The sequence below is a fragment of the Micromonospora sp. NPDC051196 genome, from assembly GCF_040682415.1.
Classification (GTDB): Bacteria; Actinomycetota; Actinomycetes; order Mycobacteriales; family Micromonosporaceae; genus Micromonospora.
Genome location: NZ_JBFBAY010000002.1, coordinates 273,691 through 289,019, shown reverse-complemented (window position 1 = coordinate 289,019; position 15,329 = coordinate 273,691). Strand labels below are relative to the sequence as shown.

Annotated in this window: 17 protein-coding genes, 1 tRNA gene and 1 riboswitch; of the genes, 5 read left to right on the top strand and 13 right to left on the bottom strand. The window is 68.4% G+C overall.

Going from position 1 to position 15,329, the window contains the following annotated elements; genetic code table 11:
* Window positions 1-94: 94 nt before the first annotated feature.
* A riboswitch (cyclic di-AMP (ydaO/yuaA leader) is annotated at window positions 95-228 on the top strand.
* A 66-nt stretch (window positions 229-294) separates the two neighbouring features.
* On the top strand, window positions 295-1,281 hold the full coding sequence (locus AB0M35_RS07155; protein ID WP_363742579.1) for an NlpC/P60 family protein: 987 nt from the start codon (window positions 295-297) through the stop codon (window positions 1,279-1,281).
* Window positions 1,282-1,305: 24 nt separating this feature from the next.
* Here AB0M35_RS07155 and dcd read toward each other — a convergent pair whose 3' ends face one another.
* The gene (dcd, locus tag AB0M35_RS07150; protein ID WP_363742577.1) at window positions 1,306-1,884 is read right to left on the bottom strand and encodes a dCTP deaminase; all 579 of its coding nucleotides are present in this window, start codon (window positions 1,882-1,884) and stop codon (window positions 1,306-1,308) included.
* Window positions 1,885-1,959: 75 nt separating this feature from the next.
* On the opposite strand from dcd, the gene AB0M35_RS07145 reads away from it, so the two are divergent.
* Entirely contained in the window at window positions 1,960-2,505 is a 546-nt protein-coding gene (locus AB0M35_RS07145) for a pyridoxamine 5'-phosphate oxidase family protein (protein WP_363742575.1), read from the top strand.
* Between the two features lie 66 nt (window positions 2,506-2,571).
* Here AB0M35_RS07145 and AB0M35_RS07140 read toward each other — a convergent pair whose 3' ends face one another.
* Window positions 2,572-3,582, bottom strand: a complete 1,011-nt coding sequence (locus AB0M35_RS07140) for a zinc metalloprotease (RefSeq protein WP_363742573.1) — start codon at window positions 3,580-3,582, stop codon at window positions 2,572-2,574.
* Between the two features lie 224 nt (window positions 3,583-3,806).
* Between AB0M35_RS07140 and AB0M35_RS07135 the strand changes: the two genes are divergently transcribed.
* Window positions 3,807-3,880, top strand: a tRNA-Gly gene (locus AB0M35_RS07135).
* Between the two features lie 90 nt (window positions 3,881-3,970).
* Here the strand turns inward: AB0M35_RS07135 and AB0M35_RS07130 are convergent.
* The 10 genes from AB0M35_RS07130 to AB0M35_RS07085 all read right to left on the bottom strand — a co-directional run bounded on the left by AB0M35_RS07130 (window position 3,971) and on the right by AB0M35_RS07085 (window position 12,299).
* The gene (locus AB0M35_RS07130; RefSeq protein ID WP_363742571.1) at window positions 3,971-5,158 is read right to left on the bottom strand and encodes a tyrosine-type recombinase/integrase; all 1,188 of its coding nucleotides are present in this window, start codon (window positions 5,156-5,158) and stop codon (window positions 3,971-3,973) included.
* Between the two features lie 2 nt (window positions 5,159-5,160).
* A complete protein-coding gene (locus tag AB0M35_RS07125) occupies window positions 5,161-5,418 on the bottom strand; it encodes an excisionase family DNA-binding protein (RefSeq protein ID WP_363742569.1) in 258 nt (85 codons plus the stop codon).
* Between the two features lie 243 nt (window positions 5,419-5,661).
* Window positions 5,662-6,771 (bottom strand): AAA family ATPase, encoded by a 1,110-nt coding sequence (locus AB0M35_RS07120; RefSeq protein WP_363742567.1) that lies wholly within the window; start codon window positions 6,769-6,771, stop codon window positions 5,662-5,664.
* On the bottom strand, window positions 6,768-7,943 hold the full coding sequence (locus tag AB0M35_RS07115; protein WP_363742565.1) for a bifunctional DNA primase/polymerase: 1,176 nt from the start codon (window positions 7,941-7,943) through the stop codon (window positions 6,768-6,770). Before AB0M35_RS07115 ends, AB0M35_RS07120 begins: the two co-directional genes overlap by 4 nt.
* Complete coding sequence (locus AB0M35_RS07110) at window positions 7,940-8,311, bottom strand: RRQRL motif-containing zinc-binding protein (protein ID WP_363742562.1); 372 nt, start codon at window positions 8,309-8,311, stop codon at window positions 7,940-7,942. Before AB0M35_RS07110 ends, AB0M35_RS07115 begins: the two co-directional genes overlap by 4 nt.
* Window positions 8,311-8,658, bottom strand: a complete 348-nt coding sequence (locus AB0M35_RS07105) for a hypothetical protein (RefSeq protein ID WP_363742560.1) — start codon at window positions 8,656-8,658, stop codon at window positions 8,311-8,313. The genes AB0M35_RS07110 and AB0M35_RS07105 overlap by 1 nt, the downstream gene beginning before the upstream one ends.
* Window positions 8,658-8,930 (bottom strand): hypothetical protein, encoded by a 273-nt coding sequence (locus AB0M35_RS07100; protein WP_363742558.1) that lies wholly within the window; start codon window positions 8,928-8,930, stop codon window positions 8,658-8,660. Before AB0M35_RS07100 ends, AB0M35_RS07105 begins: the two co-directional genes overlap by 1 nt.
* Window positions 8,931-9,065: 135 nt before the next feature.
* Entirely contained in the window at window positions 9,066-11,198 is a 2,133-nt protein-coding gene (locus AB0M35_RS07095) for a cell division protein FtsK (RefSeq protein WP_363742556.1), read from the bottom strand.
* A 91-nt stretch (window positions 11,199-11,289) separates the two neighbouring features.
* The gene (locus AB0M35_RS07090; RefSeq protein WP_363743020.1) at window positions 11,290-12,054 is read right to left on the bottom strand and encodes a DUF2637 domain-containing protein; all 765 of its coding nucleotides are present in this window, start codon (window positions 12,052-12,054) and stop codon (window positions 11,290-11,292) included.
* On the bottom strand, window positions 12,054-12,299 hold the full coding sequence (locus tag AB0M35_RS07085; protein ID WP_363742554.1) for a DUF6284 family protein: 246 nt from the start codon (window positions 12,297-12,299) through the stop codon (window positions 12,054-12,056). The genes AB0M35_RS07090 and AB0M35_RS07085 overlap by 1 nt, the downstream gene beginning before the upstream one ends.
* Before the next feature lie 220 nt (window positions 12,300-12,519).
* Here AB0M35_RS07085 and AB0M35_RS07080 point away from each other — a divergent pair, with 220 nt between their 5' ends.
* On the top strand, window positions 12,520-13,374 hold the full coding sequence (locus AB0M35_RS07080) for a GntR family transcriptional regulator (protein WP_363742553.1): 855 nt from the start codon (window positions 12,520-12,522) through the stop codon (window positions 13,372-13,374).
* On the top strand, window positions 13,371-13,931 hold the full coding sequence (locus tag AB0M35_RS07075; RefSeq protein WP_363742551.1) for a kinase: 561 nt from the start codon (window positions 13,371-13,373) through the stop codon (window positions 13,929-13,931). Before AB0M35_RS07080 ends, AB0M35_RS07075 begins: the two co-directional genes overlap by 4 nt.
* A 605-nt stretch (window positions 13,932-14,536) precedes the next feature.
* Here AB0M35_RS07075 and AB0M35_RS07070 read toward each other — a convergent pair.
* On the bottom strand, window positions 14,537-15,178 hold the full coding sequence (locus AB0M35_RS07070) for a hypothetical protein (protein WP_363742549.1): 642 nt from the start codon (window positions 15,176-15,178) through the stop codon (window positions 14,537-14,539).
* Between the last annotated feature and the right edge of the window lie 151 nt (window positions 15,179-15,329).

The following is a 15,329-nucleotide window of genomic DNA, read 5'->3' as shown; positions in this document are numbered from 1 at the left end:
GTGATGGCGTGGATGTGTTGCGTATCGACAGGGGTCGTCCCTACGCTGGGCAATCGTCGGCCCGATGGCAGCTCTGCCCACCAGGGGCGGTAACGGTCCGACACCGCCGAGTCGCTTGCACGAGCCGGGGACCCAGGTACCCGGGGTGAATCCGCGATCACCGCGGTAGGGCGCCCCCTTCCCGCCCGAACCCGTCAGCTAACCCGGTAGGCGGTCTGGGAAGAAGGAGTACGGAGCCCGGTGGCACACCATGCCCCGCGGCTACCGTCACCACGGCCGGCGACGCCCGGCCCGATGACGGCTGCGCCGCGATCCCGCTGGTACCGCTGCACCACCGCACTCGCCGCCCTGTCCGCGACCGCCGTCATGGTGACCGGCGGCGCGACGGCGGCTCACGCCGAGCCGTCGGTCGACGCCATCGAGCGCCAGATCGACGCGGACTGGAACCGGCTCGAACCACTGATCGAACGACACAACGCCACCCGGCAGGACCTCGCCGGCAAGCGTCGGGAGGCCGACGCCCTGGCCGCCCGGATCGTGCCACTTCAGCAGCAGGTCGACGTCGCGATGACCCGGGTGGGTGCGCTGGCGGCGCGGGCGTACAAGGGCGGCACGGTCGGCGCCGTCAACGCCCTGTTGGGCAGCCGGTCGCCGGGCGAAGTCGTGGAGCAGATCGGACTGCTCGACCGCTACGCCCACTACCAGCAACAGGACGTACGACAGGCGAGCGAACTGCGCGACGAACTCACCGCCGCCAAGGCCGGGCTGGACCGCACCATCGGCGTGTTGACCCGCACGGAGACCGATCTTGCGGGGAAGCGGCGGCAGATCGACGCCGAAATCGACCGGTTGCAGCGGCTGCGCCTGCGGGCGTACGGCAACGGAGGCGGCGGCCCGCTACGCCCAGCGCCCTGTCCGGCGAGCTATCCGGGCGGGCCCGCTGGAGTAGCGGTGAAGTTCGCCTGCGCCCAGATCGGCAAACCGTACTCGTGGGGGGCCGAGGGGCCGAACGCGTACGACTGCTCGGGTCTGATGCTGGCCGCATGGGCGCGGGCCGGGGTGGCATTGCCGCACAACGCCGTCCGGCAGCGTCAGGTGACCGTGTCGGTGGGCCGGAGCGACCTGCGCCCGGGTGACCTGGTCTTCTACTACCGCGATCTGCACCACGTGGGCATGTACGTGGGCGGCGGCTGGGTGGTGCACGCCTCTCGCGCAGGCCAGCCGGTGAAGTTGAAACAGATGGACAGCAGCCCCATCCACAGCTTCGGCCGGCCTGGCTGAGGTGTGATCCTGGCTGAGCTGCGGTCAGCGAGTCGGCCAGGTGCGCCAGTTCTGCCAGGCCCGGCTCGGCGTCGGGCCGCGCTGGCCCTGGTAGCGGGAGCCGTAGACGGCCGATCCGTACGGGTGCTCGGCGGGCGAGGAGAGCCGGAAGATGCAGAGCTGACCGATCTTCATGCCGGGCCAGAGGGTGATCGGCAGATTCGCCACGTTGGACAGCTCCAGCGTGACGTGCCCGGAGAAGCCGGGGTCGATGAAGCCGGCGGTGGAGTGGGTGAGCAGGCCGAGTCGACCCAGGCTCGACTTGCCTTCGAGTCGACCGGCCAGCTGGTCGCCGAGGGAGATGACCTCCAGTGTGGAGGCGAGCACGAACTCACCCGGGTGCAGCACGAAGGGCTCGCCGTCGGGCACCTCCACCGGGGAGGTCAGGTCGTCCTGCCGGGTCGACGGGTCGATGTGCGTGTAGAGGTGGTTGTTGAAGACCCGGAACAACTTGTCCAGGCGTACGTCGATGCTGGACGGCTGCACCAGCGTGGGCTCGAAGGGCTCCAGCGCGAGGGTGCCCGCCTTGATCTCGGAGACCAGGTCGCGGTCGGAGAGCAGCATCGCCACACCATACCGATATGGCTGACCTGCGTGTCGCGCTACCTGGCTAGAACGTATGTTCGATAAGATGTCGGCATGGCTTCCTGGTCCGATTTCGCCGCTGACGAGCCTCGACTCGCCGACGCGATCCGCCTTCTCATGCAGCAGTACGGCCCGGGCTTCGGCTACCTGGCCACGGTCCGCGCCGACGGCGGGCCCCGGGTGCACCCGGTCTCCCCGGTGATCACCGACGACGGTCTCTACTGCTTCTTGATCGACTCACCGAAGCGGCGCGACCTGGAACGCGACGGGCGCTACGCACTGCACTCCTTCCCGCCCGAGGAGCGCGACGACGAGGCCTACGTCGCCGGTCGGGCCTGGCCGGTCACCGACGACGCCACCGTGGCACGCCTGGCGCTTGCCGCCCGCGCCGCGCCGCACGTCGACTGGCGGTTGTTCGAGTTCACGATCGAGGTGGCGATGCTCAGCCGCCGCGGGCACGCCAACTCCGACGTGCCGGGCGAGCACGGTGGGGAGTCGGCCGTCCAGGTCTGGCTCGATCCGGCGGCCACCACCCCGCAGACGCAGCGCCCCACGTCGTTGACCGCCCACTCCGCCCGGCGCGCCCGCTGCGCGGCCTGACGCCAGCCGGTGCCGGCCCCGTCGAACGGGACCGGCACCGGAGCGGTACGTGCCGAAGGGCTCGCGTCAGGCGGCTCGGTAGGTGTTCCAGGCGCTGATCATGCGGCTGGCCTGGCCCGGAGTGAACTGGTACATGCAGGAGTCGTACGAGTAGTCCATGAAGTTGGTGATCGGGTCGAGACCCGGGGCGGAGCAGGTGTCCCGACCGGTCGGGCAGCCGCTCGCCGGCGAAGCCTCCGCCGGGGTGTCCGAAACCTGGTCACCCGAGCCGGAGCAGCCGCCCTGGAAGGTGTGGTACAGGTTCAGCCAGTGACCGACCTCGTGGGTGCCGGTGTCGCCCTGGTTGTAGTTGGTGGCCGTGCCGCCGGGCAGCGACTCGCTCAGCACCACGACGCCGTCCATGCTGTTCAGCGTGCGCTGCGGGAAGGTGGCCCAGCCGAGCAGGTTGTTGCTCAGCGCACCAAGGTAGATGTTCAGCGTGTTCTTGCCGCCGACCCGCAACTGGGTCTTCATCTGCCGCTCGGCGGTGGTGCCCTGCCGGATCGGGTACCACGAGGTGTTGGTGACCCGGTTGATGCTCTGCAACTGGAAGGCGAAGGCGGTCGCCGCTCCGCCCGACGCACCGCTGAACGCCTGGTTGAGCACGTTGATCTGCGACTGGATCATCGAGTCGGGGATGTTCCCGCCGGCCCGGGTGGTGTCCCGCCGGATCACGTGCACCACGACCGGGATGGTGACCGACGCGGCGGCGGCCTGGGTGCCGAGCGAACGCTGACCGACCCGCTTGGCCCGCTCCTGGAGCAGGTCGGCGAACTCGGCCTCCCGCTGGATGACCTGGCTCTTGGTCAGCTCGTTCGGGTCGTGCGCGAGGACACCGCCACCACGGACCCGGGCCGCGCTGCCGGTCGGGTCCGCACACTCCTCGTCGGCGTGCGCGTGCCCGGCGGCCATCGCCGGGCTGGCGGAGATGGTGGCGGCCGGCAGCGCGCCCACCGTTACCAGGCCGAGCGCCATGACCAGTGACGTCGATGCGATGCCGGCGAGGCGCCGGTTCAGCAGGACGGGACGGAGTCCCATAAGCCCACCTCTTTCTGTCGACGCGACCGGGGGGTTGTGTCGCGCCGTGCGGAAAACGTGGGGCAGACGTTACAACCCATCGATAGATTTGAGAATGGGCATATGTTGCTGGCCTGAAACTTCTTGCCGGTCGGTGGGTCGCTCCCTGGGTTGGCCGGCGGTTGGGTGGCGGGCGGGGTGCCTGGGTGCACGGGGGCAGTGACTCAGGTACAGTGGTCCCGCTTGCGGGTGTAGTTCAATGGCAGAACATCAGCTTCCCAAGCTGACAGTGCGGGTTCGATTCCCGTCACCCGCTCCACGTACGGAAGCCCTGGTCAGGACCGATGTCCCGCCAGGGCTTCCGTGGTTCTAGGTCATGCTGAAACAGGGATGGGCCATTAGCGGGCCATTAGCTCGCCTCGGCGGCCGGTCCGTCGCCCTCGGCAACCCGCTTGACCTTGCGCTTGCTCGGCTTGCGCCGGGCCGCCTTGACCGCCTTGTCGATCGCGTCGGCGATGCCCTGGTCGGCCTCCCTGTTGGCATGTTGGTAGATCAGCGCGGCGCGCGGACTGTCGTGCCCCATCCGCGCCATGATGTCCCGCAGGCTTGCCCCTGGTGCCCGCGACGCGAGCGTGTTGCCGGTGTGCCGCAGGTCGTGAAAGTGCAGGCCGGGCACTCCCACGGAAGCGACCACCTCGGGCCACTTGACCAGCTTGTTGAAGTTGCCGCGCCAGAGGTTCCGGCCGCTCTCGCCAGTGAACACAAACGCCTCGGGTGCCTCGCCGACGTGGCTGCTCATGTGCTGTTTCAGCACAGGCAGGGCCGCCTTGGGTAGGGCGACGGTCCGCACGCCCGCCCGCGACTTCGGCGGGCCGAGGATCAGGCCGTTACCTCGGTGCTCCACGAACGCCTGTCGCACCCGCACCGTGCCAGCCGCTAGGTCGACGTCGCAGCGTTGCAGGGCGATCGCCTCGCCCCACCGCAGGCACCCGAACGTGGTGACCAGGATTAGCGCCCGGAAGCGCTCCGGCATCCGCTCGGCCAGCGCGAAGATCTGCGGAACGGTGAGAACCGGCCGCTCTGCGGGCTTCTCCTGGTCGGCACCGACGACGCGGCACGGGTTGACCCTGATCAGTTCGTCCTCCTTGACGGCGGTCATCAGGACCGCGCGCAGCAGCCGGTACGCCTTGGCAGCCATGGTCACCGATACGCCCTCGGCCAGCAGCCGTGCCCGCCACTCGCGGACCATGGGCGTGTCGATCCGGTTGAGCGGCATGTCGCCGAGGTGCGGCGTGATGTGCCTGCCGAGCGTCCAGCGGTACAGGTGCACGGTCCGGGGCCGCAGGTTCGGCCGTTCGGTGATCCACCGCTCGGCGTAGTCGCGTAGCCGGATCTTGCCGCGCTCAGGGTCGATCCACTCGCCCCGCACCATCTGAGCCTCGATCAGCGACAGGTACTTTTCGGCCTCAGCCTTGCGGGCGAACGTCTGCGGGGCGGAACGCATCCGTCCGTCCGGGCCGGGGTAGCGAGCCTGGTAACGGCCGGACTCGCGCTTACGGATGTTGCCGAATCGGCGGTGTCCCTCTTGGTTGGCCATGATCAGGCGACACTCCTCAATCCGCGCCAGACAGTCTCTGCGGTCATGGGCTCGACCCGTCCGGCGTGGACGAATGCGGCCAGGTCGGCGGGGTCGATCCGGATCGACCGGCCGAGACGGTGGAACGCGATCTGTCGCTCGGCGACGGCGCGGCGTACGTAGCGCACGCTCATGCCGATGCGGCTTGCGGCTTCTTCGATGGTCAGCAACTCGGCGGGCAACTCCAGGACCGGCGTGTTCTGGATGATCCGCTTAGCCATCGGGTGTCCTTTCCGGGCAGTGCGGCCAATCAGGGGTGATGCGGTAGGGCGTTGAGAGCGCCGGTAGCGGCCTCTCTGACGGCGGGGGCGGTTCGGGGAGGGGCGGCGGGCCACGCTGGCAGAGAGCCGTACGGCGGCCCGCTGAGAGCCACGCTGAGCCAAGATCTCGGGTGTCCTGGTGTCTTCGTATGGGTCTGTGCTGAAACAGCCATATAACCCCCTGTTTCAGCACGTTCGACAGGGTCACGGCCGGAGTCCGGCTGTCTTCGAGGTGTCCCCCTCGTTTTCCCTGCTCAGAGCCGGTTGGGGGACACCGGGGACAGCGGGGACACCGGGGACTCGGTACCGGCCGCCGGTGTCGGCGGCGAGTTGCCCGTCGGCGAGCATCCGCTGACAGGTCCGCTTGACGTTGTCGTAGGCGAGGCCGACCCCCTCGGCGATGACCTTGGGCGTGCTGCCGGGTGCGGTCCGCAGGAAGCGCAGGATCGTCGCGCGCGTCTCGCCCACCTGATGGTCTTCGGCCGGGCCATCGAGCATTTGCCACGCCCCGGCGGCCGGGTCGAACGTCAGGGCGTACTCGTTCTCGTCGACGTCGCGGCCGGTCACGTGCAGCACGCCGTCACCCTGGTTACGCGCCCGCTTGAGCACGAGGGTGGCGTCGGCGGCCCCTGCGAGGCCGTTGGTCCCCGAGACCTCGGTGAGGAAGTCGTCGGATCCGGCCTTGCGTACGTGATGGACCAGGACGAACGCCACGCCGTAGTCGTCGGCGACCTTCTTTGCCCGGCCCACGGCTGCATAGTCGGCGTCGTAGGCAGACGCGCCGGGGGCTGAGTGGCCTCGCAGCTTGGCGAACACGTCGATGATGACCATCCGCGCGGCCGGGTTGCGGTCGAGCCACGCGGCGATGGCCTGGTCGCCACCCTGCGGCAGCGGCGGGCACTCGGTGGCGAGCGTGAGTCCAGCCGGGGCCTTGCGCTGGCCGAGGACCTTGCCGAGCCGGTTTTGCAGGCGGCGGGCGGTGTCTTCCAGGGCGAGGTACAGCACCGGGCCGCGCTCGACCGGGATCGCGCCGAACGCCTTGCCGCCGAGGGCAACGTCGAGACCGAGGCCGAGCGACATCCACGACTTACCGACCTTCGGCGGCCCGCAAAGCAGGTTGACGCCCTCGGACAGCACACCGGGCACTGCCCACTTGGGCGGGGCGAACTCCATCGCCATGATGTCGGCGGCCGACCAGGATGTGCGAATCCGGGCGGGCCGCGTCTGCTCCGGCGACAGAACCTCGGCGGCGTCGTCTGGCCCGGCGACGTGCAGGTTGGGGCGGTCGGGCCGTTCGGCCGGTACGCGGCTCATGCGGCCACCGTCCGGGGGCGACGGGCACCGGCGGCGAGGCCGGAGCGGATCGTGCGTAGCGTCTCGAACCGGGTGAGGCCGATCGACAGCGCGGTCTCTTCGAGTAGCGCGGCGGCCTGGTCGACGGGCAGCGCTCCCCCGGCGGCGAGCTGGCCGAGGGCGACTGCGGAGACGTAGAGGGTGTGGTTGCGCTCGCCCTCGGTGGCGTGCCGCAGGTGGTCGAGCTGGCGGCCGATTGCGGCGTCCAGGTAGGCGCCGGCCCGCCCGGTCGGCAGATCGACGACAACCGGCCGTTGCGCAGGTAGCGGCGCGGGGGCGAGGCGTTCGGCGAGCCAGCCTGGCAGGTCGGCGACCGGCAGGTCACGGGCGACCGCGTACGGGCGGCCCGCGACGGTGCTCCCGGCCGCGACGACGTAGCCGCCGTGGGCGCGGGTGTCGACCAGCCAGCCGAGGCCGTTGCCGCGCTCTCCGGCCGTGTTGCGCAGGGCCAGCCCAGCGGCCGGGTGCCGGAAGTACAGGTGTGCGCCGCCTCGGCCCGTGGTCACGGCGTAGGTGTCGTCGGGCAGCGGATGTCCGGCGGCCTTGCACAGCGCGGCGAACACCTCGACGCCGTTCGTCGCGGTCGGGTGTGGGCAGCCGGGCGGCGGGACCTGGTCGGGCTTGCGCACGTCCAGGTCGACGACGACTAGCCCGGACGGGCCGCAGGCGATGCCGACACCGTATGGGGTTTCGGACCAGCCGCGCCGGATCCGGTCAGGGTCGGTGGTGGCGCGGGCTTCCCAGCCGGTGTGTCCGTTGCGGCAGCGCGGGTCTCGGCCGGTGCAGGCGTCGGCGACGTGGTCGGGGAACGCGGGTCGCTTGTCGTCGGGCCGTAGGGGGAAGACGTGCCAGCCGCACGCGGCGGCGGCGAGAGCCGTTTCGCGCAGGGTCGCGGTGTCGGGCATGGTGTTCGGCCTCCGGGTGTCGGGTGTGGATGGCTGGGTCTTGAGGTGCTTGTCGTGGGCGCACGCGGTGCAGTAGCGGGCCTTCTCCCACCGGGTGACCTGCAACGGCAGGCCGGACATGGTGTCTTCGGCGGCGACGGTCCGGTCGCAGATGTGCGGGTACGGCAGGTCGGCTGGCACGAGGCGGCCGAGGGCCTTGCTCGCGCCGATCCAGTGCCCGCGGTTCATCGGCCCGGCCGCCCGTCGTGGCAGTCCAGGCACTCGCCGAGCGAGTGCGGGATGTAGTAGCCGCGCACCTGGCCGCAGGTCGGGCAGGTGCGGCGGGCGCGTAGCGCGGCCGAGATCGCGCGGCGCTGGGCCGGGGTGGCGGTCCGCTTGGGGCGGGCGAGGTCGAGCCGGTAGAGGTACGCCACGCGGGTGCCGCCGACGCCGCGCCAGAGGATCTGCGCGGCGATCGGCTGACCGCCCGGCCGCAGGCCACGTGCGGTGAGCTGCCGCCGGGTGGCGTAGCCGTCCGGCGCGCCCTGCCACCAGAACGTAGGGATCCCGTACCGGTCGCCCTCGGGATCGAAGTAGGAGGCCCGGATTCGCGGCATCAGGCGGCCCTCCTGCCGAGCGCAGGCCGGTCGGCGGCCCGGCCGCGCAGAGCGGCGGGCCGGATCGCGGCGACGGCGGCCAGCAGCTCGCGGCACAGGTGCAGCGCGAGACCGAGTTGCCGCCGGGCGGTGTCCTCGGTCGGGCTGAGCGGCACGCGGATACGGATCTCGGCGTAGTCGGCGTCGGCAGCGCGGACGCGGGTGATGATGGCCCGGCCGCCGAGCGGCCCATCGGCGATGATGTCCGGGGCCTGGTGCAGAGTGACCCCGCAGCGGTGATCGCGGGTGCACCAGTTGGTGTGCGGCGTCGCGGTCCGGCTGAACCGGGCCATGGTCCGGGCGGCCATCAGCGCGTGCCCTTGCCGTGCAACTCGCGCAGGCTGTTGATGATCCGGCGGCCGACACGCAGCCGGCGTCCGTCGCCGTGGCAGCGGCGGCAGAGGCCGAACGCGCGGCCGAACGGGCTACGGCGCGTGCCGGTGCCGGAGCACTTGCGGCAGGCTCCGAACGGCCAGAGCCAGCAGCCGAGGGCGTAACACAGAGTGGCGATCATGGCGGCGAGGATCAGTACGCCGATCATGGTGGTTTCGGGGGTCGCGGTCGCGGCGAGGGCAGGCACAGTGAGCCTCCTGAGGCGGTTTTTGGGCGTGAAGGGCTGGCGGCGCAACCCGCGACCGGTCAATGTCTGCGCTGACCAGGCCGGTCGCGGGTTGAGTCGCGGTGACGCGACCGGTCGCGGACGGGCCGCGACCGGCTACGCGGCCTTGCGGCGGGCGATCGCGGCGTCGATGTCGTCGGCCTTGGCTCCCTTGAGGGCCTTGCCGGAGCGCTTGACGTCTACGCTGCGTACACCGAACGAGCGGACCTGAGCCGAGACCGACTCGGCGGTCACGTCCGCGTACGCCTCGGGCAGCCGGTCGGCGAGGCGGGCCGCGATCTCTTCCCACTGCGCGCCGGTCTCGCCGCGCTCGATCACGCTGCGGACGTCGGCGAGCACGTCGCGGATCTCGCGGGCGACGTCCTCTCCTGCCGCCATGCCGGACAGAGTCCCGGCCGCTTCGCGCAGCTTCCGGGCGGCGATCAGGATCTTTTCCGCGTCGTCGGCGTCGGCGAGGTACGTACGCACAGTCGGGGTGGCGTCGGACGCGCCGCGCAGGATGCCGACGCCCTTGTAGCTGGGCAGCAGCGTCGACGAGTCGTAGCCCTCGGAGTTCGCCCCGGCCCCAAGGACCAGGTCGGAGACGTTCCACGAGCCGGTACGCAGGGAGAACCGCACCTGGTGGTTGTCGCGGAAGCTGATGAACTGCGTAGCGACCTGCCCGCCGCCAACACCCGAGGGCCGCTGGGTGGCGTCAACGAACCCGACACCGGCCGCCGGGGCGACCTTGACCAGGTAGACCAGCAGTGATGCGATCTCCTTGCTGATGTCGCCGAGGTCGAAGTACTCCTGGAACTCGTCCAGGACCACCAGCCGCACCGGCATCCGGTACTTCGGGTCACGGGCGATCTCGCGGGTCAGCTTGCCCTCGGGGCAGATGTCGACCGGCAGCTTGGACAGCCGCTCGTAGCGGTCCTGCACGTCGGCCTTGATTTCGCGCAGCGCTTCGAGCGCGATCTCGGCGGGATCGCCGTCGCGGGTCATCGCCAGACCGAACGCGTACCGATCGGCGACCAGGGAGAACTTGCGCCAGTCCGGCTTGCCGCCACCGTCCAGCACCGTCAGCTTCACGTACGGGTCCAGCGCGGCGTACAAGGCCAGCGAGCGCGCGGCGAACGTCTTGCCCTGCCGAGGCTGCGCGCCGATCAAGATGCTGTTCCACATCAGGTCGACGCTCACCTTGTTGCCGCGCTCGTCCAGCCCGAACGGGGCGGGCTGCCAGATGTCAGTGGGCTTGCACCGCAGCAGCGGCGTCCGACCCGCGCCCTGGGCGAGCGGGTCGCGGTCGGCGACCCACAGCGTGTGCCGCCGGTGCGAGCTGGGATCGCGGGTGATGAACACCTGCGAGACCGCCACGTCCAGGCCCGAGGCGATCGCGCCACGCGCCTTCACCGCGTCGTCGAACGTCTTGCCGTACGGCAGGTCGATCGACACCTGAGAACCGGTGCCCGAGGCGTCACGGGCCATGGTCGAGCCAAACCCGATCTGCTGGTGTGCCTTGTCCGGGTGCCCGAGACCGGCGGCGTAGTAGGCCCGCAGGATGATGTCCGGGTTCACCCGGCGGAAGCGGCCCGAGACGGTGGCCGGGGTGATGATGCGCCGATCCTCGGGGCGGCCGACGTGTGCCAGGAACGCGACCAGCAGGCAGGCGGTCAGCACCAGCGCCCACACCGGGGCGACGGCGTAGAGCACCGGGCCGCCAACGCACACCGCGACGGCCTCGGCGGCGAGCACGATGCCGCGCCACATACGGGTGGCCTTGACCTCGCGGTGCAGCTTGAGCCACATGGCAGGGTCGTTAGCGTCGGCGGCGGCCTGCCGCAGTCCGTACTGCTCCGACACCCACCACCACTTGAGCTGGCGGCCGATCAGTCGGAACGCGCCGACGCTGGCCCAGAACGTGGCGAGGGTGGCGTACCAGGGTGCGCGGACGGCGTGGAACCCCGCGCGGTAGCCGGTCAGCGCGGCGGCCTGCGCGAGGCTGTGTCGGATGTTCGGCCACGTCGACCAGTTGGCCGGCACGATCGGCCGCTTGCCGGACGCGTCGACCGGCGGCAGCTCAACGGGCATCCCGCCGCGCTGCGGGGTCTCGTCCAGGTTCACCTCGAAGTGCGTGCCCGCGTCGGCGGCCCGGCGGGTGCGCGCGGCGTCTAGGTCGACCACGTCGGCGACGTCGGCCTCGGCGGCGGTCCGGTCGAAGTTCTCGGGGTTCGGGCTGGATGCAGTCATGATGGAGGTCTCTCCTGAGGTCTGGTGACTGATCGGAGGGCCGGTGACGCGGCGCTTGCTTGGCGGCTGGTGGCCGCGTCACCGGGCGGAGCTAGGCGGCGGCGAGAGTGGGCGTTTCCGCAGGTACCGGGGCAGATGGTGACGCATCGGTGACGCGCAGGGCGGCGAGGTGACGCCGCGCGGTCGAGACCGAGACACCGGCCTTGGCGGCGATCTGCGAGACCGGCGCGTCGGGCATCTTGGCGGCAACCTTGGCGACCTTCTCGGCCGACACCGGGCGCGGTGTGACCCGCTTGACCGGCGTCTTCTTGACTGCCGAAGCCGGAGCGACCTCGACCGTGGGAGCCGGTGCGGCAGGCGTCTCCGGTCCCCAGACGTCCTCGTTGGTGTAGACCGGCTTTGACCCGATCAGGTCGGCGGGGTCCGGGGCAGGCTCGCTGACCGATGCGGCCTCGGTGAGGGTGCGAATCCGGCCGCCGATCTCGACCAGGCTGATCGACGCGACCACGATCAGGCCATCCACGCTGAACGGCAGCAGGTAGGCCGAGGAATCGGCCTCGCCGTACCGGATGGCCACGCCCACCATGTGCCAGTACGACACCCACGCCGCGATGCCCGCGATGACGGCGGTAGCGCCGAGACGGACGGCGGACAGTGCGCCGCGACGGGCCGGAATCCGGGAGATCAGCTCGACTGCCAGCAGCAGCGCCACCGGCGACCACGCGGAGATGGCCTGGCTGATCACATTGTCGGCGGCGTGAAGCACGTTGCCCGCCAGTGACGCCGCAATGCCGAGGGCGAACACCGAACGGACGCCCCACCCGATGCGCTTTAGGCGCTTGAGGTCCTGAGTCATCACGCGACCGCCTTCCGGGCGGCGAGACGCGCGGCCAGCTCGGCGGCGACACGGGTCACGCGGGCCTCGGCCCGGCGCAGCCGCCGCCAGTCCAGCGGCGACGGGCCGCCCTCGGCGGTCAACACTCGGATCTCGGCGTCAACGAGGTCGATCTCTGCGTCGATCAGCGGCATCTCGCGCTCGATCGCGGCAAGGTCGGCAACAGTAGGACCTTGGAGTTCGGATGGCAGGCGCTTCCTGTGCATCGATGGCTTCCTCTGCTGTTAGCTGGCGCGGCCTAGAAGGCCGGTCCGCCCTGCTGGGCTGTGACCTACGCAACCTAACAACTGATATGCCAGCAGGTCAACTGTTAGGCCAAAGGTCGGCCGTGACCAGGTAGAACGCGTGACAGCGACCTACCATCTGGTAGGCCGCTGGTAGGCTGCTCAGGTTCGCTGGCTGCCGTGAGATGCGAGGTCCCGAGACATGACGTCCCCTGAACCCCGGCTGTCTAGGTCGGAAGCGCTGCATCTGCAAGTAGCCCGCAAGCTGCGAAACGACATCGGGGCCGGAATACTCCGAGACGGGGAAACGCTGCCATCTACCCGAGAGCTAGCCAAGCAATGGGATGTAAGCGTCTTCACCATTACCGAGGCAATGCGAGTCCTGACCGATGAAGGCTTAGTGGTCAGCAAGTCAAGGTCCAAGCGTGTAGTGCACGCGCCGGACCAAAATCGCCGTAATGAGATTCGGCTGCCCCAGCCGCAGGTAATCTTTGTTGGCGGTTATGCCGGGAGCGGCAAGACGGAGCTAGGCAGAATTCTCGCCAAGGAGACCGGCTGGCCGATGCTCGATAAGGACACGCTGACGCGACCAGTCGTCGAGGCCGCGCTAGAAATCCTCGGGCTGTCGCCGAACGACCGCGAATCCGAGAGGTATTTGACGCTTATCCGGCCTAGGGAATACGAATCTCTGATGGCTGCCGCGCTAGAGAATGTCGGCTGCGGGAATAGTGCCATCGTGACCGCCCCGTTCATTCGGGAGTTCAACGACGCATCTTGGATCTCCCGCACGCAAGCCATGTTTGCCGGACTGAAGGCTGTGACTACGCTGGTGTGGGTTTACTGCGATGCTGACTCGATGAATGGCTATATCAGGCAGCGGGGCGCAGCGAGAGACGGAGCGAAGCTTGCCGACTGGCCGGGTTACGTCGCCAGCATCAACCTTGACTTCCGACCCTCGGCCCCTCACATAGTCGTCAACAACTGCACGTCAGGCGAACCGCTGCAAAGTCAAGCCGCAGAGCTGATTAAGACCGTCCTCGGCGGAGAGCAGCCATGACTCTGGGCGTAATCCTTTACGGTCCGCCAGCCGCAGGAAAAGACACCGTTACGCAAGAATTGGTCAAGCTGGCGAACGAATACGCCCCCTTCCGTCGAATCAAGGTGGGGCGTGGTCGCACGGACGGATATCGGATGGCAACGGCTGCCGACGTCGAACGCCTGCGCGCGAATGGCGATCTCCTGTGGGAGAACGAGCGCTATGGATCAACGTACATAGTTGACTACGCGGCGTTGGCCAATGATCTCTCGCGGAGTATTCCCGTACTGCATCTAGGGCAACCCGGCGGCATCGACGCCGTGCTAGGCGCGTTCCCTTCGGGCTCTTGGATCGTCGTCTATGTATGGTCGTCGCGGAGCATCGCAGCAGAAAGGATCGAGGCGCGGCAAACCGGTGACACAGCGGAGCGTCTCGCCGCATGGGACGCGACCCCGCCGGTTGACGCAGACATTGAGATCAACACTGATCGCCTGTCCGCCGAGCAGGCCGCGCGGCGGATCGACGCGGCTGTCCGGCTGCGCGGTGCGCTGCCACCCGTGTCCCCAGGGAATGGCTGAGCTGCCAAAACAACGGGGGCAGCTCAGTTGGTAGCTGTCCCGGTGACGGGGCCTACGGCAGTGCGGCACCTCTACTTGTCTCTTGTATCTGGGAAACTTCGGAACAGAGCACGAAGAGCGTCTGCCGCTTCGGCATTAAGCTTCTCGAACTCCGTAAGCGCGTATTCGATACGACAATCGGCGATTTCGTACGATTCGGACAGTAGGTCCTGCAAATGCCTTTGCGCAGCCTCGCGCAAGCCGTCCGGCGGCTCAGGCTCCAAGATCTGCTCAGGAGGATCCCAATCAAGAGGCGCTTCGCGCTCCCTCTTCCAAGAGCGTAGCAAGTCCGCCGGAAAACGGTCGCTAGCAAGGTTGTCAATTAAGGAGTGGTGGGCGAGGCATAGTAGAAGGAGATTTGAGAATGAGTTGACATCCTTGCGGGGTAATGAAGGATCGAATCGCGGAGACCCGGGACTCGCCCCCGATATGTGGACAATGTTGGCGTTGAGGGCGGGATTGCCATCGATCATCCTAACGATGGGCTCATTGCAGCCAGGGTAGTAACACTTCCCGCTGGATAGCGCTATAAGCCCCATTTGATCTGACCTGCTAATTTTCACGTCTTACCGCCCGCCCGCCGAGGCACTTCCGCCGCTTGCTGCGTCTTTCATCGTCGATTCACCAGAGCTGCGCTGCTCCGGCATGTGAACTTCAATCATGTGAAACCTCATTGCCGATAGCATTCGCGCCTTTGACCTCTCCAATTCCTCTCGCTCATTTCGGCCGTCAAGTGCAGCTCTAGAGGAAGAGATTAAGCGAACGTTGAGTTCGCGGGCTAGCTTGACTACAGTTTCGTGGCCGAATAGCTCAAGGTCGCGCAGACCAGCTCGGAAATTTCGACTCGCAGTCATATATGCTGCAACGTGCGGAGAAGCTGCTGACGCTTCGCTAGCACTTCCAACCTGCACCTTAGGTAATTCCGCACTGGCGAGGTCTCGATTTGCATCCATCCACTCGTCAGCGGCCTCGATTAGCCGCGCATATGCGCCCTTACGCTCGGACCACAGAACTTTGTTCCGATCTTCAAGAGCAGCGTGCGCCCATTTCTCTAACTCGGTCAACCGCTTGAGCTCGGCTTCCCTTGCCTGCCAGCGCAACTGCCTCCTGGTCGTGAGGTATTGAAATCCACCAGCAACTAACGCGCCGAACAACGTACCGCCAACAGCTATCAAGCTGATCAGGTACGGGTTTACTTGAGCGGCCATACCGGCAGGCTCCTCCTGGACTCGACAGGGTGCCTCCATGGACCTCTCAGTATGGACGGTCGTGTCATGCAACGATCCTCGTGGACACGCCCGGCCGTGTCTCTGTTGTCCCTCCTGTCCCCCGTGTCCCCCGATGGCTTCTGAACTGGGT